This is a genomic window from Glutamicibacter sp., assembly GCF_035257265.1.
Taxonomy (GTDB): Bacteria; Actinomycetota; Actinomycetes; order Actinomycetales; family Micrococcaceae; genus Glutamicibacter.
Map to the genome: position 1 here is coordinate 78311 of NZ_DATEXC010000071.1, position 21120 is coordinate 99430.

19 protein-coding genes, 3 tRNA genes and 1 riboswitch are annotated in these 21120 nt (G+C 54.6%); of the genes, 9 read left to right on the forward strand and 13 right to left on the reverse strand.

The window, feature by feature from the left end; genetic code table 11:
- Window position 1 precedes the first annotated feature (1 nt).
- From VJ369_RS18720 to pknB, 5 genes are read left to right on the forward strand one after another with little or no spacing between them, the layout of a single operon-like run.
- Window positions 2-1399 carry a PP2C family serine/threonine-protein phosphatase gene (locus tag VJ369_RS18720; protein ID WP_324093513.1) on the forward strand — a complete coding sequence of 466 codons (1398 nt, stop codon included), beginning with the start codon at window positions 2-4 and terminating at the stop codon, window positions 1397-1399.
- The gene (locus tag VJ369_RS18725) at window positions 1396-2784 is read left to right on the forward strand and encodes an FtsW/RodA/SpoVE family cell cycle protein (protein ID WP_324093514.1); all 1389 of its coding nucleotides are present in this window, start codon (window positions 1396-1398) and stop codon (window positions 2782-2784) included. Before VJ369_RS18720 ends, VJ369_RS18725 begins: the two co-directional genes overlap by 4 nt.
- Window positions 2781-4229 (forward strand): penicillin-binding transpeptidase domain-containing protein, encoded by a 1449-nt coding sequence (locus tag VJ369_RS18730; RefSeq protein ID WP_324093515.1) that lies wholly within the window; start codon window positions 2781-2783, stop codon window positions 4227-4229. Before VJ369_RS18725 ends, VJ369_RS18730 begins: the two co-directional genes overlap by 4 nt.
- Window positions 4226-6043: a protein kinase domain-containing protein gene (locus VJ369_RS18735; protein ID WP_324093516.1), complete on the forward strand. Its 1818-nt coding sequence runs from the start codon at window positions 4226-4228 to the stop codon at window positions 6041-6043. Before VJ369_RS18730 ends, VJ369_RS18735 begins: the two co-directional genes overlap by 4 nt.
- Window positions 6040-7944: a Stk1 family PASTA domain-containing Ser/Thr kinase gene (gene pknB, locus VJ369_RS18740; RefSeq protein ID WP_324093517.1), complete on the forward strand. Its 1905-nt coding sequence runs from the start codon at window positions 6040-6042 to the stop codon at window positions 7942-7944. The genes VJ369_RS18735 and pknB overlap by 4 nt, the downstream gene beginning before the upstream one ends.
- On the opposite strand, the gene VJ369_RS18745 is transcribed toward pknB, so the two are convergent.
- A complete protein-coding gene (locus VJ369_RS18745; protein ID WP_324093518.1) occupies window positions 7945-8589 on the reverse strand; it encodes an aminodeoxychorismate/anthranilate synthase component II in 645 nt (214 codons plus the stop codon).
- 173 nt (window positions 8590-8762) lie between these two features.
- Window positions 8763-9533 (reverse strand): class E sortase, encoded by a 771-nt coding sequence (locus tag VJ369_RS18750; RefSeq protein WP_324093519.1) that lies wholly within the window; start codon window positions 9531-9533, stop codon window positions 8763-8765.
- 221 nt (window positions 9534-9754) lie between these two features.
- Here VJ369_RS18750 and VJ369_RS18755 point away from each other — a divergent pair, with 221 nt between their 5' ends.
- A complete protein-coding gene (locus VJ369_RS18755; protein ID WP_096257211.1) occupies window positions 9755-10012 on the forward strand; it encodes a cell division protein CrgA in 258 nt (85 codons plus the stop codon).
- Window positions 10013-10015: 3 nt separating this feature from the next.
- Here VJ369_RS18755 and VJ369_RS18760 read toward each other — a convergent pair whose 3' ends face one another.
- Both VJ369_RS18760 and VJ369_RS18765 read right to left on the reverse strand, forming a co-directional pair.
- Window positions 10016-10333 carry a multidrug efflux SMR transporter gene (locus VJ369_RS18760; RefSeq protein ID WP_324093520.1) on the reverse strand — a complete coding sequence of 106 codons (318 nt, stop codon included), beginning with the start codon at window positions 10331-10333 and terminating at the stop codon, window positions 10016-10018.
- A gap of 12 nt (window positions 10334-10345) precedes the next feature.
- A riboswitch (guanidine-III (ykkC-III) riboswitch) is annotated at window positions 10346-10414 on the reverse strand.
- A 1-nt stretch (window position 10415) separates the two neighbouring features.
- Entirely contained in the window at window positions 10416-11300 is an 885-nt protein-coding gene (locus VJ369_RS18765) for an ArgP/LysG family DNA-binding transcriptional regulator (RefSeq protein ID WP_324093521.1), read from the reverse strand.
- A gap of 71 nt (window positions 11301-11371) precedes the next feature.
- On the opposite strand from VJ369_RS18765, the gene VJ369_RS18770 reads away from it, so the two are divergent.
- Window positions 11372-11986 (forward strand): LysE/ArgO family amino acid transporter, encoded by a 615-nt coding sequence (locus VJ369_RS18770; RefSeq protein ID WP_324093522.1) that lies wholly within the window; start codon window positions 11372-11374, stop codon window positions 11984-11986.
- A gap of 507 nt (window positions 11987-12493) precedes the next feature.
- On the opposite strand, the gene VJ369_RS18775 is transcribed toward VJ369_RS18770, so the two are convergent.
- A complete protein-coding gene (locus tag VJ369_RS18775) occupies window positions 12494-13216 on the reverse strand; it encodes a rhomboid family intramembrane serine protease (protein ID WP_324093523.1) in 723 nt (240 codons plus the stop codon).
- A 229-nt stretch (window positions 13217-13445) separates the two neighbouring features.
- Entirely contained in the window at window positions 13446-13991 is a 546-nt protein-coding gene (locus VJ369_RS18780) for a peptidylprolyl isomerase (protein ID WP_096257201.1), read from the reverse strand.
- A gap of 168 nt (window positions 13992-14159) precedes the next feature.
- On the opposite strand from VJ369_RS18780, the gene VJ369_RS18785 reads away from it, so the two are divergent.
- The gene (locus VJ369_RS18785; RefSeq protein ID WP_324093524.1) at window positions 14160-14363 is read left to right on the forward strand and encodes a hypothetical protein; all 204 of its coding nucleotides are present in this window, start codon (window positions 14160-14162) and stop codon (window positions 14361-14363) included.
- Here the strand turns inward: VJ369_RS18785 and VJ369_RS18790 are convergent.
- Window positions 14360-15229: a DMT family transporter gene (locus tag VJ369_RS18790; RefSeq protein WP_324093525.1), complete on the reverse strand. Its 870-nt coding sequence runs from the start codon at window positions 15227-15229 to the stop codon at window positions 14360-14362. The genes VJ369_RS18785 and VJ369_RS18790 overlap by 4 nt on opposite strands.
- 307 nt (window positions 15230-15536) lie before the next feature.
- Between VJ369_RS18790 and VJ369_RS18795 the strand changes: the two genes are divergently transcribed.
- Entirely contained in the window at window positions 15537-16721 is a 1185-nt protein-coding gene (locus VJ369_RS18795) for a glycosyltransferase family 1 protein (RefSeq protein ID WP_324093526.1), read from the forward strand.
- A 521-nt stretch (window positions 16722-17242) separates the two neighbouring features.
- Here VJ369_RS18795 and VJ369_RS18800 read toward each other — a convergent pair.
- The 6 genes from VJ369_RS18800 to gyrA all read right to left on the reverse strand — a co-directional run bounded on the left by VJ369_RS18800 (window position 17243) and on the right by gyrA (window position 21072).
- A tRNA-Ala gene (locus VJ369_RS18800) sits at window positions 17243-17315 on the reverse strand.
- A gap of 100 nt (window positions 17316-17415) precedes the next feature.
- Window positions 17416-17488 (reverse strand) — tRNA-Ala (locus VJ369_RS18805).
- 8 nt (window positions 17489-17496) lie between these two features.
- Window positions 17497-17616, reverse strand: coding sequence for a DLW-39 family protein (locus VJ369_RS18810; RefSeq protein ID WP_219844195.1), 120 nt, complete (start codon window positions 17614-17616; stop codon window positions 17497-17499).
- Window positions 17617-17647: 31 nt separating this feature from the next.
- Window positions 17648-17721, reverse strand: a tRNA-Ile gene (locus tag VJ369_RS18815).
- Between the two features lie 118 nt (window positions 17722-17839).
- Window positions 17840-18448: a DUF3566 domain-containing protein gene (locus tag VJ369_RS18820; protein WP_324093527.1), complete on the reverse strand. Its 609-nt coding sequence runs from the start codon at window positions 18446-18448 to the stop codon at window positions 17840-17842.
- The gene (gene gyrA, locus VJ369_RS18825; protein WP_324093528.1) at window positions 18445-21072 is read right to left on the reverse strand and encodes a DNA gyrase subunit A; all 2628 of its coding nucleotides are present in this window, start codon (window positions 21070-21072) and stop codon (window positions 18445-18447) included. Before gyrA ends, VJ369_RS18820 begins: the two co-directional genes overlap by 4 nt.
- Window positions 21073-21120 lie beyond the last annotated feature (48 nt).

Genomic DNA, 21120 nt, shown 5'->3' on the forward strand with positions numbered 1-21120 from the left:
AATGGCTCTAAAGTTTAAATTTGCAGCCATGTCTGATGTCGGACGCATACGCAAAAAGAACGACGACTCTGCCTATGCCGGCGAATATCTCGCAGTTCTAGCTGATGGCATGGGAGGCCACGTCGGTGGCGATGTAGCATCTGCATCCACGGTGCTAGATCTGGTGCATCTGGACCGCCGCTACACGGTAGACCCACAAAATGCCCTGACCGATGAAATCCAGGCAGCAAATTTGGTGCTCAACGAACTTGTCGGTGCGAATCCGAAACTTTCAGGCATGGGCACTACCGTCACCTCGGTCCTTCTCTCCGGCGAGACCTTGCATCTGGCGCATATTGGTGACTCACGCGCCTATCGCCTGAAGAATAATGAATTTGAACAGATCAGCCGCGATCACACCTTTGTGCAACGACTCGTTGAAGAGGGTCGAATCCAGCCTCACGAGGCAGAAACTCACCCGCATAAAAACGTACTACTGCGTGTGCTGGGCGATTCTGATGCCTCCCCCGAAGTAGATGTTTTACAGCTCGAAGCGCAACCCGGAGAACGCTGGCTCCTATGCTCAGATGGTCTGACCGATGCGGTGGCAGTGCCCATCATCGAGCAAATTGTGCGTGGCACCGCAGATATGAATGCGGCGGTCAACGACCTCGTAGCAACTACTCTGCGTAACGGTGCGCCGGATAACGTCACCGTCGTGCTCTTTGACGTCGTCGAAGTAGATGACACCGAAGATGCGGGTCCGGCCAGCTTCGAACCGGCGCCAGATACCGGTCAGCTCACCATTGCCGCCGAAGGCGATGTTGAGGCCAGCGCGTCTGTGCTGCGCCACGAAATTTCTCAACGTCCACACCTTTTGGTCGGCGCCGCCCAACTGGCCACGCAGACCGGTCAAATTCCTGTGGTCACCCAGCACACCGGTGAACGTCGAGCCGCCGCGCTACTCACGCACCGTTCGCCAGCTGCCGGTGAAGTACTAGACCCATTGGAATCACGCCCCGTGCAGCGTCGCTGGTTTATGCCACTGCTGTTAACCATGGCCACGCTACTCATCATCGGACTGGGGGTCTGGGGTTATCTCTGGACACAAACCCAGTTCTACGTGGGAGCCGTTGGAGACAAGGTCGCTATCTATCGCGGTGTTCCACAAGAACTCGGGCCGATTTCCTTGTCTGAGGTCGACACCGTCAGCAGTATTCCGCTTGAAGCTCTGCCGGAATATTCACGCCAACGCGTGGAATCTGCGATTCTGGCCGACAGCCAGGAACATGCGGCAATGATGATTCAAGAACTTCTTGTCACGGCAAAACAAAATTGTCCGGTCCAAGCCCCGGGTACTAACGGCAGCAATCAGTCTTCCCCACTTCCGCCAGCCTATTGTCAGGAGATCATGCGATGAGCGAACTGCACACCGCGCCGGTTCCACGACGCAATTTGGAGCTGGTTTTACTACTGCTGGCGCTGAGTGTTGGTGCCGCAGCCTTCTTCCTCGTCGGGAGTAGCTCGGACGCAAACGACAACACCGACTTCTTCGTGCAAACCGGAATTCTGGCTGGGCTAGCCCTCCTTATGCACATCATGTTACGCATCTTCGCTAAATATGCTGATCCGGTAATACTTCCGATTACAGTAGCCTTGAATTCCCTTGGCTTAGCGATGATTCACCGGATTGACTTGGCAAAAACCACGGATCAATCCATGCGACAACTCCTGTGGACCGCGATCGCTGTCGTCATTGCTGCGGTGGTTCTGTGGGCAATCCGCGATCATCGCATGTTGCGCCGCTTCACCTACATCGCATTGCTGGCATCAATAATCTTGCTGCTTTTGCCGATGATTCCAGGGTTTGGAGTGACCATCAACGGTGCCCGCATTTGGGTCCGGCTAGGCCCGTTCTCGATGCAGCCCGGAGAGCTAGCCAAAATTACCTTGTCGATCTTCTTCGCTGGTTATCTTTCGTCCAACCGCGATCTGATCTTGATGGCCGGCCGCAAGCTTGGCCCACTGCAATTGCCGCGACTGCGCGATATGGCACCAATGGTGGTGGCCTGGGTGCTGTCCATTGGTGTACTCGTGGTGCAGCGCGATCTTGGTTCTTCGATTCTGTTCTTCGGCCTGTTTATCGTGATGATCTATGTGGCTACTGCACGAATCTCCTGGGTGCTCATAGGTCTGCTGATGGTTGCCGCCGGGGGCGTCTTTGCTGCGATGACGATGAGTCACGTAACTCGACGCATCGACGTTTGGCTCAATGCCTTCTCCCCGGAAATTTATCAGGCTCGTGGCGGCAGTATGCAGATCGTCGAAGGGCTGTTTGGGATGGCCGACGGCGGGCTCTTTGGCACCGGTCTGGGTGAAGGTTCTCCCTACCGTGTTCCGCTTGCAAACTCGGACATGATCATCGCTTCCTTTGGTGAAGAGATCGGTCTGATAGGACTAGCGGCGATCGTGCTGCTCTATATGTTGCTGATCAGTCGAGGACTCCGCGCGGCCTTGGGTTCACGAGATACTTTTGGCAAGCTTTTGGCAGCTGGGTTGTCTTTCACCCTTGGATTACAGTGCATCGTCATTATTGGTGGCGTATCGCGGCTGATTCCATTGACCGGTTTAGCTACTCCTTTCATGGCCGCCGGCGGTTCATCGTTGCTCGCGAACTGGATTATCGTCGCCTTACTCCTAATGATTTCGCATAATTCACGTCGTCCAATGCTCGGCGGCGTGGGACCAACCGACGAGGTTGCAACTCCGGGAGCTTTGACTACAAAGGCGGTGAAGAACGTATGAATCAAGCCATTAAGCGCGTCTGGGTCGCCTTGACCATGATGTTCATTGTCTGCCTTGCAGGCTTGAGCTATATCCAGTTCTTCAGTGCCGAAAAGCTTGCCGATAACTCGCTAAATAAGCGTCAGCTTTACCGCGAATTTGATCTACCGCGCGGGGCGATCTTGGTAGACGGTAAACCTATTGCGGAATCGGTTCCTACCGATGACGGTCAATTCACGTACCAGCGCAAGTACAACAATCCCGAGGAATACGCTCACCTCACCGGTTATTACTCACTGGCTAATGGCAGCACCCATCTGGAATCAGATCTGAATTCTTGGCTGACCGGCAGCAGTTCCGATCTAGTCTTTGATCGCTTGACCGCGATGTTCACCGGCAAGAAAGCCGAGGGCGCTTCGGTAGAGCTCACCATTGATGGTGAGCTGCAGAAGAAGGCTTACGAAATGATCCCGGATGGATTGCGAGCCACCATCGTGGTGACGGATCCAAAGACCGGTGACATTTTAGCTATGGCTTCCAAGCCGAGCTTTGACCCCAATGACCTTGCAGTCCACTCAACGGTTAAAGCAGCCGAAAATATGAAGAAGCTGACCAACGTCAAGGGATTGAGTCCTTACATTAATCCGGCGATCGGCAACCTCGTTGCGCCAGGCTCCTCATTCAAGATCTTGAGTACCGTGGCGGCGCTGGAATCCGGTGAATATGATTTGAATACGGTAATCGATAACCCGACCCGCATTACCTTGCCTGGGACGAATACCAAACTCGGAAACTTTGAAGCCGGCATTTGTGCCCGTCAACCGCAGGCAAAGCTCGAGTTCATCTTTACCCAGAGCTGCAATACGCCATTCGTGAATATCAGCGAGAAGCTCGGGGAAAAACCATATGAGGATGTCACCGAACGTTTCGGCTTTGGACAACAGCTGAACATTCCGCAGTCCGTAACTGCCAGTGTTTTCCCAACTGGAATGACAGCTTCACAGCTTGCCATGTCCACCATCGGACAGTTCGATACAAAAACGACTTCCTTGCAAATGAATATGGTCGCCATGGCTATCGCTAACGACGGGGTAATCATGCAACCAAATATGATTGATAAGGTCATCGCGCCGGATCTGCGAGTAATTGAAGATCCAAAGCCCAAGGCTTTCTCTACGGCAACTACCAAGGAAGTCGCTAACACAGTGGCGGAATTGATGAAGGGCCCCGTGAAGTCGGGCACGGCAATGAATGCCGCGGTGCCAGGTGTTGATCTTCGCGTCAAGACCGGTACTGCGCAGATTGGAACCTCGGGAATGGTGAATTCCTGGATCACCGGCTTCGCGCCGGGTGATGATCCCCAAGTCGCGATCACCGTGAACATTGAACAAGTAGATTACGACACTGGCCATAACACGGCCGGGTCACTGATGAAGAAGATGACAGAGGCGGTGTTCTACAAGTGAGGCCAGTAACCGGCACCACCTTGGGCGGTCGATACAAGCTGACTGACCGCATCGCGATCGGTGGCATGGGCGAGGTCTGGAAGGCCCGAGACCAGGTTCTTGGACGCTTAGTTGCGATCAAGATTCTCAAAGAGGAATACACGGATAACGAGAGCTTCCTGACTCGTTTCCGCGTTGAGGCGCGCCATACTGCGTTGCTCAATCACTCGGGTATCGCGGGCGTTTTCGACTACGGCGAGGAGCAGGGCTCCGCGTATCTGGTCATGGAACTTGTTCCTGGTCCGCCACTGTCGACCATTATCGAACGCGAGCGAAAGCTCGATGTTGATCGCACGCTGTCGTTGATTGCACAGACCGCTCGGGCATTGGCCGCAGCGCATGAACATGGTCTCGTACACCGCGACGTGAAGCCCGGCAATATTCTAGTGATGCCTACCGGCGTCGTGAAGATTACCGACTTTGGCATTGCCCGTTTGGCCGATCAGGTTCCGTTGACTGCGACCGGTCAGGTGATGGGCACCGCCCAGTACCTCGCGCCGGAACAGGCCACCGGGCAGATCGCCACCGGCAGTTCGGACATCTATGCACTGGGTGTCATCGGTTACGAATGTCTTGCCGGACGCCGGCCATTCACCGGTGAATCGCAAATCGCGATCGCGTTGGCTCAGGTCAACGACGCTCCCCCACCGCTTCCCGATTCGCTGCCCGCACCCGTTCGTCAGCTGATCATTTCGATGCTCGCCAAGAACCCGGCAGATCGTCCAGCTAACGCGAATGCTCTGGCAGATGCCGCAGAGGCGCTACGCAAGGGTGACACGAACACCGCCACCATCGCCGTACCAGGAATGCTCATCACCGGTGTGCACGATGACGCTACTCAGGCGCTTAACCTCGATGAGGACGCTACCCGAGCCGTTACCTCGGTAAATGCTGCTCCGCCGATGACTAACGCCATGCCTACGGTCTCGGCGCCAGCCGCCGTGGGTGCCGCGGCTGTAGGTGCTTCCGCCGCGAGCTACGATGACGAAGGCTTTGACGAACATCAGGCGGACAATCAGGAGGGTTATGAGGACGAGAAACGAAACCCTTGGATCATTCCACTGGTAGTAGTCATCGTCTTGGCAGCATTGATTGCCTTGGGTGCCTGGCTCATTCCGAAATTGGGTTCCTCGAACACCGAACCAACTAGCTCACCGGTCAGCACCAGTGCGTCGGTGGAAAGTTCCGAACCTAGTGCTGAAACTACCGCACCAAGCGACGAAACCAGCACACCAAGCGAAGAGACCACCGCTCCCACAAAAACGGTCGAGTCCGTCACCGTGCCTTCCAACTTAGTGGGCAAGGATATTGATACCGTCATCGCACAATTGCGGTCCCTAGGTCTAGAGGTAAGCGATTCTGCAACGGAAAGCTCGGAAGCGAATCCTGGCGAGGTGCTATCGGTTTCACCTACCGGAAGTGTTGAACCCGGTTCTACGGTCAAGGTGAGCTACGCGAAGGCCCCAGAAACCGTTGACGTTCCTGCGGTTACCGGTATGAGCTACGAAGCCGCCCAAAAGCTGTTGCAGGACTCTGGTCTTGCAGTATCCAAGGGTGGAGAAGAACATGATTCTTCGGTTGCAAATACCGTGCTGAAGCAAACCCCTGCGGAAGGCACCAAGGTCACCCCTGGTTCGCGAATTTCGTTGATCATCTCACTTGGCCCGGAGCCAAAAGAAACTCCTACCGAAACCCCGACTTCGACCCCAACACCAACTGCTACCCCGACCGAATCGGCAACACCTAAAGAAACCGGCGCAAGCGAAGCTCCATGAGTAATTTTGATGCATTGCCGCCCGGTTTGCCTCGGCTGATTGCCGACCGTTATGAAATACGGTCGCTGATCGGCCGTGGTGGCATGGCTGACGTTTATCTAGCGACAGATCATACTCTTGCCCGTCAGGTTGCGGTCAAAGTCCTGCGCCACGACACCGCAGATAATCCGATGGTGACCAACCGATTCCGCCGCGAGGCGAAGTCTGTCGCCGGACTCAGCCACCCAAATATCGTTGCTGTTTACGACACCGGCGAGCTTCCTGCCACCGAATATAGCAGGAGCACCTCGCCTTATATCGTCATGGAATATGTCTCTGGACGCACACTGAGGCAGGTGCTCAAGGATGAGCATGTCGATGAACAATACGCGGTAGAACTGATCCGTGGTGTGTGTGATGCGCTGGATCATTCTCATATGAAAAATGTCGTGCACCGCGACATCAAACCGGCCAACATTATGTTGACCGACCAAGGCCATGTAAAACTCATGGATTTCGGTATAGCCCGAGCCATGGATACCTCTTCCACCATGACTCAAACGGCCGCGGTGGTCGGCACCGCACAGTATTTTTCTCCTGAACAGGCACGAGGAGAACTGGTCGACTACCGTTCCGATATTTATTCGGCCGGTTGTCTTTTTTATGAGCTTGTCACTCATCAACCTCCATTTACCGGTGATTCTCCGGTATCTGTGGCTTACCAGCATGTTGGGGAGAACCCGGTTCCTCCCAGCGAAGTTAACAATTCACTTCCTGAGATCTATGACGCTGTGGTGCTCAAATCCTTAGCTAAGGAACGAGACCAGCGATTCCAGTCTGCTGGAGCGTTTGCAACGGCGTTGGAAGATGCTCAGAACGGTATTCCTTACCGGGATGAGGCGGCCACGATGGTGGCTGCTACGGTGCCCTTCTATGAGCATCAGGAGGAAACCACAGCATTTCGGCATCCGCGCACTAGCGAGCATCCGGTGTTCTCTTCCCGAGCCGATGAGCGCGACGAACGTCCACGGGAACACCGCTCGAACCGTGGCCTGATTTGGCTTTTGACGATTATCGCTTTGGTAGCGGTGGGTATCGCCAGCTTCCTGGTGATTAGGTCACTGCAGGCCGAGGCCGAACAGCGGGCACCCGTCGCGGTTCCCGAGGTCAAAAACCTCTCTGAAGTAGACGCCACCCGACTACTCAACGATGCGACCTTCAAGGTCGATGTTGAGCGTGAGTTCAGCGATGACGTAGATGAAAACAAGGCGACGCGCACCGATCCGAATAACGGGACACAGCTGTCCAAGGACTCAACTGTCAAGCTTTTTATCTCCGATGGTACCGAAGAGCGCGTTATTCCAGAATCTCTCGAAAATCAGTCCGAGGTCGCTGCACGCGAGGCAATTCGCGCAGCGGGTCTAGAAGTTGGTGAGGTCAGCAGAGAGAATCACGCAAGTATTCCTACCGATTGGGTTATCGGCACGAGTCCCGAGCTTGGGTCGAAGGTTAAAACCGGGTCTACCGTGGATCTTATTCTTTCCACCGGTATGGTCAAGGTGCCTGATATCAGTGGAATGACTCGTGATGAAGCAGAAAAGGCTCTCACCGCAGACGACGTGGGCTTGTTGGCGAAGTTTGTCGAAGTTCCCGACGAGTCTGAACCAGGGACGTTATTCCTGCAAGATCCAGCCGCTGGCGCCGAGGTAACCCAGGGCGCTTTTGTTACCGTATCGGTTTCAGTCGAGAAGCCAGAACCAAGCCAGAGCCCATCCGACCCGGAAACCTCACAGAGCTCTGACGAAACTGATGAGTCAACACCACCGGAGGAAAGTAAATCCTCTGGGACTGAGAAGTCGATGCCTCCACGGTCCACCAACGGCAATGGGAATAACGACGGCCGCGGCAATCGCGGCGATTAACTACTCGCCACTAAATAGTGGGCTCAGGGTGCCGGCCTTTTCGGCTGCCCCTTGCAGTCCAATAAATTCCAGCCAGTTGCCAAGCATCTGATAACCCTGTTCGGTGAGTACCGATTCTGGGTGATACTGCAAACCCCACAATGGGGCGGTGCGGTGAGCCAATCCCATGATGACTCCCCCAGCGGTCTCCGCGATAATCTCCAATTCCTGCGGGATGCTATCGCGAACCGCAGCCAGCGAGTGGTATCGAGTGGCGGTAAACGGATTCGCCACGTTCTTGAATACCGGATGATCTTCGTGACTGACTAACGAAGTTTTGCCGTGCATCAACTCTTCAGCATGCGTCACGACTCCGCCGAATGCTTCAGCAAGCGCCTGGTGGCCTAAACACACACCGAGCATCGGTTTGTCGTGTCCGGCGCACCACTTGATCAAGTCGACACTCACGCCTGCCCCTGCGGGATCACCTGGTCCCGGAGAAATAAGAACACCGTCGTATTCTGCTGCAAGCTCTTGTGCCTGCTCGAGACTTATCTGATCGTTACGGTGAACCGTAGTTTGGGCACCGAGCTCTTGGAGGTAACCAACGAGGGTGTAAACGAAGCTATCGTAGTTGTCGATTACGAGGATCTTGGTGGTGCTCACGGGTTACTCTGGCCAATCGTTGAGTCGGTAAATGGGCTGAACTGTGACAGCCACGGGAAGACGTACATCATTAGTAATAGCACGACAGCGGCCAGCAATATTAATGCCTCAATAATGCGTAACCAGATTGGTCCTGGCAGATTTCGAAAAATCCATGCGTACATTATTACTCCCTAGCTTGTGGCGTCGACAACGAGTTTCCGAATTTCCTTAGGCGGCCCAGCATCTAACGGCTGCCAATCGGTGAGTTCGGAGTAGGCAATGATGCGCTCCCGAGTGCTAAACGGCGGGTGGCAACTTGTCATCGTCAGAATCGATTTTTTGGGTTCCACACCCCATTTGTGCGGCGTTGGAAGCAACACGTCGCCATTAGATGGCGCGACAATTTCGGTATCAAACCAGGTGTAGGTGTAATACCCTTCCTTGGTTTGCAGGTAGATATGATCGCCATCGTCTAATTTGTCGATGTCCCAAAAAACTTGACCGTGCGTCTGTCGATGCGCCGCAACGGCAAAGTTTCCTTTTTCGCCGGGCAACTGGGTGTTCGGGTAGTAGCCGATCCCGAGATTGTCGATGACCGAGCTCTGCACGCCGTAGCTCACTGGGTGATGCGTGCCTTTTTTGCCGAATGTTGGGAAGTACATGATGCCGAAAGTTTCACCTGGCGAGGCTTCGCTGACCGGTGCCGGACCGTAATCTATGTCTTCTTCCACTTCTTCGTGGGGAATCACCACGTCGCCTAGATCCTGAACTAGATTCTGCGTCACTTCCTTCTGCGCGTTCGCGGAATCTATGTTCGTCCACCAAAGTTCCCAGACAACGTAAAGCATGAGGATAATGCCAAGGGTGATCAGCAATTCACCGAGGAAGCCGGTAACCCGGTTTCCAAATGTTTGCTTTTCCCGGGCCATCCTTCGCCCGGGCGCAGACGATACGCGGTTCACTTGGGTGGTGCTCCTTTGGGCGGTTTGGCATTCACTACGGACTCAATTTTCGAATTTTCCATGAATCCTAAATCAAGGACTAAGCACATTACCGCTAGTATGGAATCTACGCAGGAAAATAATGCGAACTTTCGTTCATTACCTGTCCTAACACTACCGGGAAGACCTGAGAGTCTCCCCCATTTACTACAACATGCGGATGAAGCCGAGGGAGAATTCTAGTGCCGGAGTCTAAGCCACGACGCAAGAACAAACCACAGACCCAGCAGGTCGCACCGGGCACACATGCCGCGGATAAGCCCATGCCAAGCTGGTACAAACCAGTGATGTTTGGATTGATGCTACTGGGTCTGGTCTGGATAATCGTTTATTACATTTCGCAGACCCTGTTCCCGATCCCAAATATTGGCGGATGGAACATTGTCATCGGCTTTGGTATTGCCATGGTTGGTTTTTTCATGACAACTGGCTGGAAATAGTAGTTATTCACTGACTGCTTTGAGCCCGATAACGCAACCAATCAGGCCCACAATGAATAGCATTTTCAGTACAGAAAACGCTTCTTGACCGGTCGCAATTGCGTAGATCACTGTGACAGAAGCACCAATCCCCACCCAGACCGCATATGCGGTTCCGGTGGGGATTTCTTTCATTGCGTATGCCAGGCCACCCATAGAAACGATAAGTGCGGCGAAAAATATGATGCTGGGAACGAGCTTCGTCAGCCCAGAACTCATACCTAGTGCGGTAGCCCAAACTGCTTCAAAAAGACCGGAAATTACGAGAATTAGCCAATACATGCCAGATACCTTACTGGCCGTCTTAGCGCTCGTTCCGGGTACGGCTCCCTCGTCCGGGAATCGACCTACCGCCGACTCCCCCTTAGGTTAGCAAACCAATACCGCTTTCTTGCGCTGCCGTGTACAAAATATTCCCCAGACGATCAAGTGCTGGAGAGTCAACGGACCAGCGTTGCCAGAACAACGGCACATCAATAAACCATTGCTCGTTGAGAACCGTGAGCTCGGGTGCTCTAGCTAATTGCTGTTCGGGAACCATACCCCACCCCATACCCGCACGAATCGCCTGTACAAAGAGCAGCGAGTCTGGAACATAAGAGATGGTGCCCACTGGTCGTGGCTTCGTGGGATCAATTCGCTCGAGCATTTGATGCTGTAACGGATCTTCTCTATCAAAAAGTACTATTGGCGCCGAGGAGAGCTCATCTTTACTTGCCTCGCTTACCACGCCCGGGGCTGCTACGGCGTAGTAACGCATACTCCCTAAACGTCGAATGGTGCACCCTTGCGCAGCTTCTTGGCTATTTGTCACCACCGCACTGACCCTGCCTGAACGAAGCAGTCCGACAGTGAGATTCTCATCCGTACGTAAAATCTCGCAATTGAGCTGAGGCCACTTCGCCAGAGCGGTGAAGACCGGAGCGAACCAGATAGCCAAAGAGTCGGCGTTAACGCCGATAGAGAGTGCTATTTTGCCTTCGAGGCCTTCGTGACGCATGAGTTCCTCACTGAATTCGGTGCCCAGTAGAGAAATCTGTCGCGCGTAGCGCAACACTCGCGCTCCTTGCTCAGTGGGCTTCACTGGCCGGCTTCGCACCAGCAAGATTGCTCCCAACCTGCTTTCCAAGGCTTTAATCCGTTGACTAATAGCCGACGGGCTCACCCCGAGATCAATGGAAGCATCATCAAAGCTCCCCGCGTCGATGACCGCAAGCAGGGTTTCGAGGTGTTCAAGATCTAAGTTCACATTAGCAAGACTAATGTAGCTTCAGTATTTTAAGTTAGACACCGGTTAGTGCCGTCTTTTACCGTTACCCTATGATCCCCGCACCAATATTCCTTGGATTCTCCACAGGACTTTCGCTCATCATCGCCATTGGATCCCAGAACGCGTTCCTGCTGCGTCAAGGGATTAGACGGGAACACGTGTTGCTCACCGTCGTAATTTGCGCGGCATCAGACGTAGTACTAATTTTGGCCGGGGTGATGGGTATCGGCACCCTCGTTGAGCACTCTCCGCGGATCCTCACTTATGCACGGATTGGTGGCTTTATTTTCCTGCTCTGCTACGCCGTCCTTGCGCTAAAGCGTGCGGTCTCCCCTGGCATTCTAAGCACTTCCAGTTCCCCAGCACCGACCGCGAAATGGACGGTTGCGCTGACCGCCTTGTCTCTGACTTGGCTTAATCCTCATGTTTACGTAGATACGGTGATTCTGCTCGGTTCCGTAGCAGTCGCACAGCACGACGGTAAATGGTATTTCGCACTTGGAGCGATTACTGCCAGCATTTGCTGGTTCACGGCACTTGGTTATGCTTCCAGATTCTTATCCCGAATCTTCGCAAGCGCCACGTCCTGGCGCATTCTGGATGCGATCATTTGCATGCTTATGACCATTTTTGCGGTGTTGCTGATACGGCCGCTCTTTCTGTAAAGAGTGCAAGATATCCACAGTATTAACAGGTTATCCACACGCCTTGTGGAGAACGTTCTTATTTACTTGTTCACAACTTTATCCACAGGTGGGGATAACCCGCGAAGGGGATGTATAAACCATGCATTACCCCAAGTCATCATCGATTACCTACTGCTGAATGACATGGTTGTAAGTTATTAACACTGTGGATTACGCGTGTGGATTACGCGTGTGGACATCTTCTTTATGGTGACCCAGTCGACAGATATCAAAGATTCGTTTAAAAATTCGAACAACTAAACCGCCCGATACAGAGCCTCGGAACAAGATTATCTACAGGGCCTGTTTAAAAGTTATCCACAATTGTGGGTAAAGCTGTGAGTATTCGATGCCGGAAGTGGCATATCCGCGGATTTTAGGGCATTCAAGGGGTGTCCTATCGCTACTGAGAAGAGAGTTACATGGCTGTAAGTTATTAACAGTGTGGATAATACTTGTGGATAACTGAGCGCAGAAGAGTTCGAATCAGCTTAGCGGCCACTTCACGGCCATAGCCGCAAGATATATCGCTACTGCCACAACTATCGTCAAGACACCCAACAAAGAGAATTGGGTCTTCGTACGTTGTGGATTACGTGGCACCAACACAATGCAAGCGGCTGCCAGTGCGCCAACGACAGCACCACCGAGGTGTCCCTGCCAGGAAATACCCGAGACCACAAATCCAAGCACCACATTGAGTACTAGAACAATGGCCATCTGACGTAGGACTTGCTTGTTGGTGCGGAAAACTACGAAGAGGGATAAGAAGAGCCCTGCTAGAGCGCCCGAGGCACCCAAAGTCGCGCTCAGTGGGGGACTAAACAGAAGAATACCCAAGGATCCACCCAAGGTGCTCAGTAGATATAGCCAGCTAAAACGTGCACGACCCAAGCGCGGCTCGAGGAAAACTCCACAGAGATAAATACCGTACATATTCATCGCGAGATGAAAGATAGAGCCCGTGGAGTGCGCGAACGCACTGGTGATCAAACGCCATGGTTCCCAAGCAGCCAGGGCAGGGACCAACACCATATTCTGGGTGACCACCGGGATTACCCATTGAAGTATGTAGGCGAGAACGTTTACCGCGATCAGTGAATAAGTAATTATCGGGACACCTTGGCGCGCCCGCGCACCAAATTCTGTCCGCTGAGAAGGGATCTTCTTATTCGCTGCGTGGACGCATTCGACGCACTGCACTCCCACCGGAGCCGGCACCTGACATTGAGGGCATACTGGACGGCCGCATCGATTACAGGACACATATGAGACCGTTCCTGAGTGTCTATAGCAGCTTGGAGCCGACTGCCCCGCGGGAGTGACTTGACCGTAAGACATCTGTTTCTACCTTGACCTCATCGTGGTGGTTTAAAAAACTGCGGCTCCGGCGACTTCCCAAGGGAATCACCGGAGCCGCAGTTATTACTACTGAAAGTTACAGCGTTTCGATATCTACCGAGGTGATAACAACATCTTCCAATGGCTTGTCACGGCCATCGGTTGCAACGGCGTTCAAGGCGTCAACAACCTTGCGTGATTCTGCATCGGTTACGTCACCGAAGATGGTGTGCTTGCCCTGCAACCATGAGGTTGCGACGGTGGTGATGAAGAACTGCGAACCGTTGGTTCCACGACCCATGCGGATGCCGGCATTTGCCATGGCAAGCTTGTATGGATCGTTGAAGTTCAGTTCTGGGTGGATCTCATCGTCGAACTGGTAGCCGGGGCCGCCAAAGCCCTGACCCAGTGGGTCGCCACCCTGAATCATGAAGTCTGAAATGATGCGGTGGAAGATGGTGCCGCTGTACAGCGGGGTGTTGGTCTTCTTGTCACCGGACTCTGGGTGTACCCATTCCTGCTCACCGGTCGACAAGCCAACGAAGTTCTTTACGGTCTTCGGGGCGTGGTTGCCGAAAAGATCGACGACAATGTCGCCCAAAGTAGTGTGAATCGTGGCTTTATGCGTTGCGTTTGCGGTCATGGCTTCATTCTCCCATGAGTAGGGCCAAGGCCGCCAAAGCTGAGGTACGCGCTGAGTGAAACAATTACGTCATCGACGGTGTCAGACTCGCGGACACTGGCCTCACATTGGCTAACTGCCTAGTCTGGAGGTATCTGGTAACAAAAATTGATTCACATGGGAGAAATCATGAGCAAGAAAAGTGCGGCAGGAAAATTTTTAGCATTCGGCGTGTTCGTAGGAATTGTGGCTCTAATTGTGGCCATGTGGAAAGCATCCCGTCCGGTGGAAGACCCTTGGGAAAATGAACCAAGGATTTCCGAACCACAGCAGCCTGTCGAATCTCGCGAAGCGGACATTGCTGAGGTTCGAACCTTGATCGAGGAAAGCTAAGCCCTAAGTTTTGGTGTTGCTTGGCCTCGTACGACAAATACGAGTCCAAGCAAGATGATTCCCAATCCTATGTATGTGCCCACCGGGACCACCTGTCCTAAGAGCAATGCGGCGAGCAACGCAGCACCAGGAATTTCAAGCAGGATCAGGGTGGACACGGTCAATGGCCCCAGCACGCTCAGCAGATGATTCATCGCAGTGTGTCCGAATAGTTGCGCGCAAACGGTCAGCAGAATGATTCCAGCCCAACCCCCGACATCAAATCCCCACAGGGGCTGCCTTGTAGCTAGGCAAATGATTAGCAACAGTACCGCGGTAACGGCATAGCAGATCGAGGTATATCGAGAGGTGCTCATGGTGCGCCGTGCCGCAGATCCTGCAAACGTATAGACCGCAGCGAGCACCCCACCGGCAAGTGCTAACAAGTCACCCATAAATGCCGTGAGCCCTTGGCCCAAATCAAAACCTGTAATGAGTACAACGCCAACGATAGCGGTGCTCATTCCGATTAACACGGGCGACCGGTATCTCACCCCGCGCAGGGTTTGAAACAATGCAATCCATACGCCTTGGATACAAACTAACGCGGTAGCCGCCGCAACGCTGGTCATTCGGACCGCAAACATGAAACATACGAAGTGCAAGGCGAGCGCCCCGCCGGCAACCAGAATGTAAAACCATTCTCGTCGAGTGAAGCGTAAGTACTGCCACGGGTTTTCCTTGATAGCCGGGCCGGCGAGGATCAGGGCCGCGGCGCCATTGCGCCAGAACGCCATGGACATCACCGGGACGGCGGGGAACGCCGCAATAATTGGTCCAGAAGCTGAAATGCCGAGTATTCCCAACGCGGCTAACAAGAACGTCACCGGCTAAGTTTACAAGCTCTTCGTGACTTGCCTGAACTGGGTCTCTGAGTGAGTAAGGTCAAGTTACTCATACACATGCTCGTATGGACATATATACTGTTCAAACTCATTTTTTATAAAATGCTCTATCTTGATTCCATGTCTGCTGAGGAAATAACGCTGTCCTCCCGAGAATCCTTCGTGAACAGAATATCTGACCCAGGTTCGATTCATTCTTCGACGGACTTGTCCATGCCGTTGTGAGAAGTTTACGAACGCAGTATGCCTTGTTAAGCTCGGCGTTACCCGCGGCACGCATCATGAAATTGTGAAGGTTGCCATCGTTGCTGAATCGTTCCTGCCCCACGTGAATGGGGTTACAAATTCGGTCCTAAGGACCCTTGATCATCTTGAGCTGACCGGTCATAGCGCCGTGGTCATCACTCCCGCAGCCTCGTTGGCCGGCGAGCTCAAGGGCCACAGCGTACCCCGCTCATATAAGGGATTTCCGATCATTACCGTTCCCTCTGTGGCAATGGTTAATTACCCGGAGGTTCGCTTGGCTGCCGGAGGGGTTGGCCGTCTCAAAAGAATCTTGGCCAGAGAGGCACCCGACGTGGTGCACCTGGCCAGCCCATTCTTACTGGGCTGGCGTGCCCTACGTGCGGCTCAAGAACTGAACATACCGTCCGTTGCCATGTATCAAACCGAGGTTCCGACCTATGCCGCGCGTTATAAAATGCCATGGCTCACCGAAAAGCTTTGGGATCATGTGAGAGCCATTCACACGACTGCAGACCTAACGTTGGTGCCAAGTACGTTTTCTCGCCGCCAGCTCGAATCTCTGGGCGTTACGCGCCTAGTTTTGAGCGGCCGGGGAGTGGACACCGTGCAATTCACCCCACAACGGCGTGATGAAAAGTTCCGTGAGACTATTGCCCCCAACAGGGAACGCATCATTGGATATGTTGGCCGGCTTGCTGCCGAAAAGCAGGTCGCTGACCTACGGGTTTTGAGCTCACTACCGAATACAAGACTCGTGATCGTCGGTTCGGGCCCGCTGGAAGACGAACTGCGCAGTATTTTGCCCACCGCACATTTCACCGGCTTCCTCTCCGGAACCCGGTTGGCGGAAGTCATTGCTTCCTTTGATGTTTTTGTTCATCCAGGCGCCTCGGAAACATTCTGCCAAACCATTCAGGAAGCCATGGCTTGCGCTGTGCCGGTCGTTGCGGTTGGCAGGGGAGGACCGCTAGATCTGGTGGATTCCTCGCGCACAGGCTGGCTGTATGCCCCGGGAGACCTCAACGAGCTTCGAGATCGGGTCAGTGACCTGATCTACGATGATGCCAAACGTCAAGCCTTTGCCTCCGCGGCACATGCTCAGGTTCAAGACCGATCATGGTATCGGATCGGCGAGGAACTACTGCAGAGCTACTCAACGGTGCATTCTGAACGCGTCCGCAGTGGCCATGAGGTTGGCGGCTGGCCGGGTGGGAAAATCTCCTCGTAATCGGAGCAAACTTTGAGGTCCACCGAGGCGACCTGATTAGGGACTATCTTTCCCAAAATTTGGTCGCGCAGTCTCTGCGGCAACAGACCGAGGATGCGATGGAGGATACCAACGCACCCAGGCACAGTAACCTCAAATCGCGGTCGGGCAATGATGCGAGCAGCAACTCGCGCGACGTCGTGAGTTAATAACATCGCTACTGATCCCGTGCCTGCGCCAACGGCCAGAGCCGTATCAACGACTGGCGGCATGATCACAGAGCTATGGATGCCGCGGATGACCGCAACAGATTTACCGCAAGCTGGCGCGCGGGGAATGGTTAGCTTGTCCCACGTCGGCGGGATCACCGAGGAAGCTAGTACAACGAGTACATGTTATTCAATCCGCGGGCTCGCAAGTACAACAATTTATTGACGACGCGACAGATGCGATCCCGCGGATTATGGGTGCAGCAGCGTAAACAAAAAGAGCGGCGATCTGACTCATTGAGTCGATCACCGCTCTTAGAACTACTTCAAATGTGGAGCCTAGGAGATTCGAACTCCTGACATCCTGCTTGCAAAGCAGGCGCTCTACCAACTGAGCTAAGGCCCCGTATTCAATTGTGGAAGATTTTTCACTTCCGAAAATGAGCAACGCTCACCCTTTGGAAAAGAATAGGCGGAAAGCTGCTGCTTTCCGCCAATCTATTCTGTGGAGCCTAGGAGATTCGAACTCCTGACATCCTGCTTGCAAAGCAGGCGCTCTACCAACTGAGCTAAGGCCCCGAAAAGCGTTAGGAAACTTTATCGGTAACCTGTTGCCAGGTTTCCTTGATTTCCGTTGAACCCTTTACCTTCTTGATCATGACTACCGCAGCAGCCACAACAGTCCCGAGAATCAGGAGCTTTTTCATTCTACCCTCTTTCTCAGCGGCAAGGATTCAGTGGGCGTACCTGGACTTGAACCAGGGACCTCTTCGTTATCAGCGAAGCGCTCTAACCGCCTGAGCTATACGCCCTTACCTTTTTTGTTCCCTTCGGAACGAAATAAAACTTTACCGGGGTTTGCAAGAAGATACAAATCGAGCCCGGGTGTCATGCATCACAGCATGAATCCCGGGCTCGACTAGCACGTTCTTAGTCGTCCGTGAGGGTCACTCCGACGCCTCCGACGAGCGAAGCGGCAATGTTATACAACACCGCTCCGAGCATCGAGAGCACCGAAATTACCACGACGTTGACTACCGCAATGATTGTCGCGTACGAGGCGACCTGACCCAGCGAGAGCACATCACGCAGGTCAAAAGTGCCTTCGGCACCAATCGCGTCACGCATCAGCTGGTTGAAGGAGTCAAAGGTGCCGGTCAGGTCCAGCAGGGCCCAGATAGCTACCGAGGCCACCACGGTAATGACACCAAAGGCGACCGACAGCAAGAAGGCAAGCTTCAAGACTGAGAACGGCTCTACCTTTGACGCGAGCAGTCGGGCTTTGCGGACCTTGGCCTTAGGCGCAGGGCGAACCAGACGATCCTGCGACTGCGGCGGCCGCTGTCCGGTGGGACGAGGTGCGCCTGTACCAGGTCGTGCAGGCCCGCCGGCAGGACGCGGCTGTCCGGTTGGCGCCGGGCGGGCACCGGTTGGGCGGTTACCATTCGAGGTTGGCGCTGGGCGCTTTACCTGGGTAGGTCGCGGCGCTGCGCTCTTCGGGGCGCTGCCACTTGGGCGAGGCGTCGAGGGCGTGCTCATGCGTTACCTCCGTTATCGGTGTCATCGTTTTGGACGTCCGAAGCGATTTCCGGCGCAGCAGATGACTCATCTGTCATGTTTTCTGCGTCCAACGTTACGCCATGTTCCTCCGAGTTCTCTTCGAGCTCGGTCTCCGAGTTCTTTGCAACCGCAATAATGTGGTCCTTCTTATCCGGTTTTGCGAAGATGACACCCATGGTGTCACGGCCCTTGGAAGGAACCTGCGAGACGGCAGAACGAACAACCTTGCCCGATGCCATCACCACGAGTACCTCATCGGTTTCATCAACGATCAGCGCACCCACAAGTTCGCCACGTTCCTCGTTGAGCTTGGCAACCTTAATACCCAAGCCACCACGGGATTGCACACGATATTCGTCGACCGTAGTGCGCTTCGCGTAGCCCTCGTTTGTCACGGTGAAAACGAACGCTTCGGGACGTACCGCCTCGGCGGCCAACAGTTCGTCGCCCTCGCGGAACTTCATGCCGGTCACGCCGCTGGTAGCGCGGCCCATCGGACGCAACGCGGTGTCGGTCGCGGTGAAGCGCACCGATTGCCCCTTGCGCGAGACCAGCATCACATCATCGGATTCACTCACCAGCTGCGCGGAGACTAGTTCGTCGTCTTCGCGCAGGTTGATCGCGATGACTCCGGCGGTGCGGTTGGTGTCGTAGTCTTCCAAGCGCGTTTTCTTGACCAGACCATTGCGCGTAGCAAGCATCAGGTACTGCGCGTCCTGGTAGGTGCGCAGATCAAGCACCTGCGCGATGTGCTCATCTGGCTGGAAAGCCATCACGTTGGCTACGTGCTGTCCCTTGGCGTCGCGTCCAGCCTCGGCCAGCTCGTAGCACTTGGTGCGGTACACCCGGCCGTGATTGGTGAAGAACAGCAGGTAGTTGTGTGTGGAGGTGACGAAGAAGTGTTCCACCACGTCATCTCCGCGAAGGTTGGCGCCCTTGATACCCTTACCGCCGCGCTGCTGCGAACGGTAGTTGTCGATACGGGTGCGCTTGACGTAGCCGCCACGGGTGATGGTGACGACCATTTCCTCTTCGGGAATGAGATCTTCGACGTTCATGTCGCCATCAAAGCCCATGAGGATATTGGTGCGACGGTCATCACCATGCTTTTCCACGATCTCGGCGAGTTCTTCCGAGACGATGGTGCGCTGGCGCTGCGGGTCGGCGATGATCTCCTTGAACTCGGCAATCATCACCGCCAATTCCGCGTGACGATCCTGAATCTTCTGGCGTTCCAAGGCGGCAAGCCGGCGTAGCTGCATATCGAGAATGGCACGTGCCTGATCCTCGTCTATATCTAGCAGTTCCATCAACCCGTCGCGGGCTGCTTCGGTGGTCGAAGAACGGCGGATCAACGCGATGACCTCGTCCAAAGCATCCAGGGCCTTGAGCAGGCCGCGCAGGATGTGAGCCTCGGCTTCGGCCTTCTTCAGGCGGTACTTGGTGCGTCGGACAATCACTTCGATCTGGTGGGTCACCCAGTGCCGGATGAAACCATCCAGTGGCAGGGTGCGCGGCACTCCGTCGACGATCGCGAGCATATTCGCGGAGAAGTTGGACTGCAGTTCGGTGTGCTTGTAGAGGTTGTTCAGTACCACCTTGGCCACGGCGTCGCGCTTGAGCACGATCACCAGACGCTGGCCGGTACGGCCCGAGGTCTCATCACGCATATCGGCGATGCCGGCGACCTTGCCATCGCGGACCAGCTCGGCGATCTTCACCGCGAGGTTATCCGGGTTGGCCATATATGGCAGTTCGGTGACTACCAGGCAGGAGCGGCCCTGAATTTCTTCCACATTCACTACCGCGCGCATGGTGATCGAGCCACGACCGGTGCGGTAGGCATCGGAAATGCCCTTGGTGCCAAGAATCATGGCGCCGGAAGGGAAATCCGGTCCCTTGACGCGCTGCATCAGCGCCGCAAGTAGTTCCTCGCGGGTAACTTCTGGGTTCTCCAGATACCACTGCACACCCTCGGCGACTTCGCGCAGGTTATGCGGCGGAATGTTGGTAGCCATACCCACCGCGATACCCGAGGAACCATTAACCAACAGGTTCGGGAAACGCGCCGGCAACACGGTTGGTTCTTGGTTTTTGCCGTCGTAGTTGTCCTTAAAATCAACGGTATCCTCGTTGATGTCACGGACCATTTCCATGGCCAGCGGGGCCATCTTGGTTTCCGTGTAACGCTGGGCGGCAGCGCCATCATTACCTGGGGAGCCGAAGTTACCCTGGCCCAGCGCCAGCGGATAACGCATGACCCAGTCCTGAATCAGGCGGACCAGCGCATCGTAGATCGCGGTATCACCGTGCGGGTGGTACTGACCCATCACTTCGCCGACCACGCGGGCACACTTATTGTAGGCGCGCTCCGGACGGTAGCCACCGTCGTACATCGCGTACAGCACGCGGCGGTGCACTGGCTTCAGTCCATCGCGTACATCGGGTAGTGCACGGCCCACGATGACCGCCATAGCGTAGTCAAGGTAGGACCGCTGCATTTCGGTCTGCAGATCGATCTGGTCGATCTTGTCGTGTCCCTCTAGTGCGGGCACGATCTCCCCGTCCAACGGTTCGTTCCCCGGGGTTTGCTCGTCGCTCATTTCGTCCCTTACAAGTCTAAAATTCGTTGCTGGTTATCGTTTCGCTGC

What these genes read in the sequence shown, in the direction of transcription:
- VJ369_RS18730 (WP_324093515.1), top strand. Translation starts at nt 2,781, where the DNA reads ATGAATCAAGCCATTAAGCGCGTCTGGGTCGCCTTGACCATGATGTTC.
- VJ369_RS18820 (WP_324093527.1), bottom strand. Translation starts at nt 18,448, where the DNA reads ATGAGCACGCCCTCGACGCCTCGCCCAAGTGGCAGCGCCCCGAAGAGC.
- pknB (WP_324093517.1), top strand. Translation starts at nt 6,040, where the DNA reads ATGAGTAATTTTGATGCATTGCCGCCCGGTTTGCCTCGGCTGATTGCC.
- VJ369_RS18725 (WP_324093514.1), top strand. Translation starts at nt 1,396, where the DNA reads ATGAGCGAACTGCACACCGCGCCGGTTCCACGACGCAATTTGGAGCTG.
- VJ369_RS18760 (WP_324093520.1), bottom strand. Translation starts at nt 10,333, where the DNA reads ATGTATTGGCTAATTCTCGTAATTTCCGGTCTTTTTGAAGCAGTTTGG.
- VJ369_RS18770 (WP_324093522.1), top strand. Translation starts at nt 11,372, where the DNA reads ATGATCCCCGCACCAATATTCCTTGGATTCTCCACAGGACTTTCGCTC.
- VJ369_RS18720 (WP_324093513.1), top strand. Translation starts at nt 2, where the DNA reads ATGGCTCTAAAGTTTAAATTTGCAGCCATGTCTGATGTCGGACGCATA.
- VJ369_RS18785 (WP_324093524.1), top strand. Translation starts at nt 14,160, where the DNA reads ATGAGCAAGAAAAGTGCGGCAGGAAAATTTTTAGCATTCGGCGTGTTC.
- VJ369_RS18780 (WP_096257201.1), bottom strand. Translation starts at nt 13,991, where the DNA reads ATGACCGCAAACGCAACGCATAAAGCCACGATTCACACTACTTTGGGC.
- gyrA (WP_324093528.1), bottom strand. Translation starts at nt 21,072, where the DNA reads ATGAGCGACGAGCAAACCCCGGGGAACGAACCGTTGGACGGGGAGATC.
- VJ369_RS18810 (WP_219844195.1), bottom strand. Translation starts at nt 17,616, where the DNA reads ATGAAAAAGCTCCTGATTCTCGGGACTGTTGTGGCTGCTGCGGTAGTC.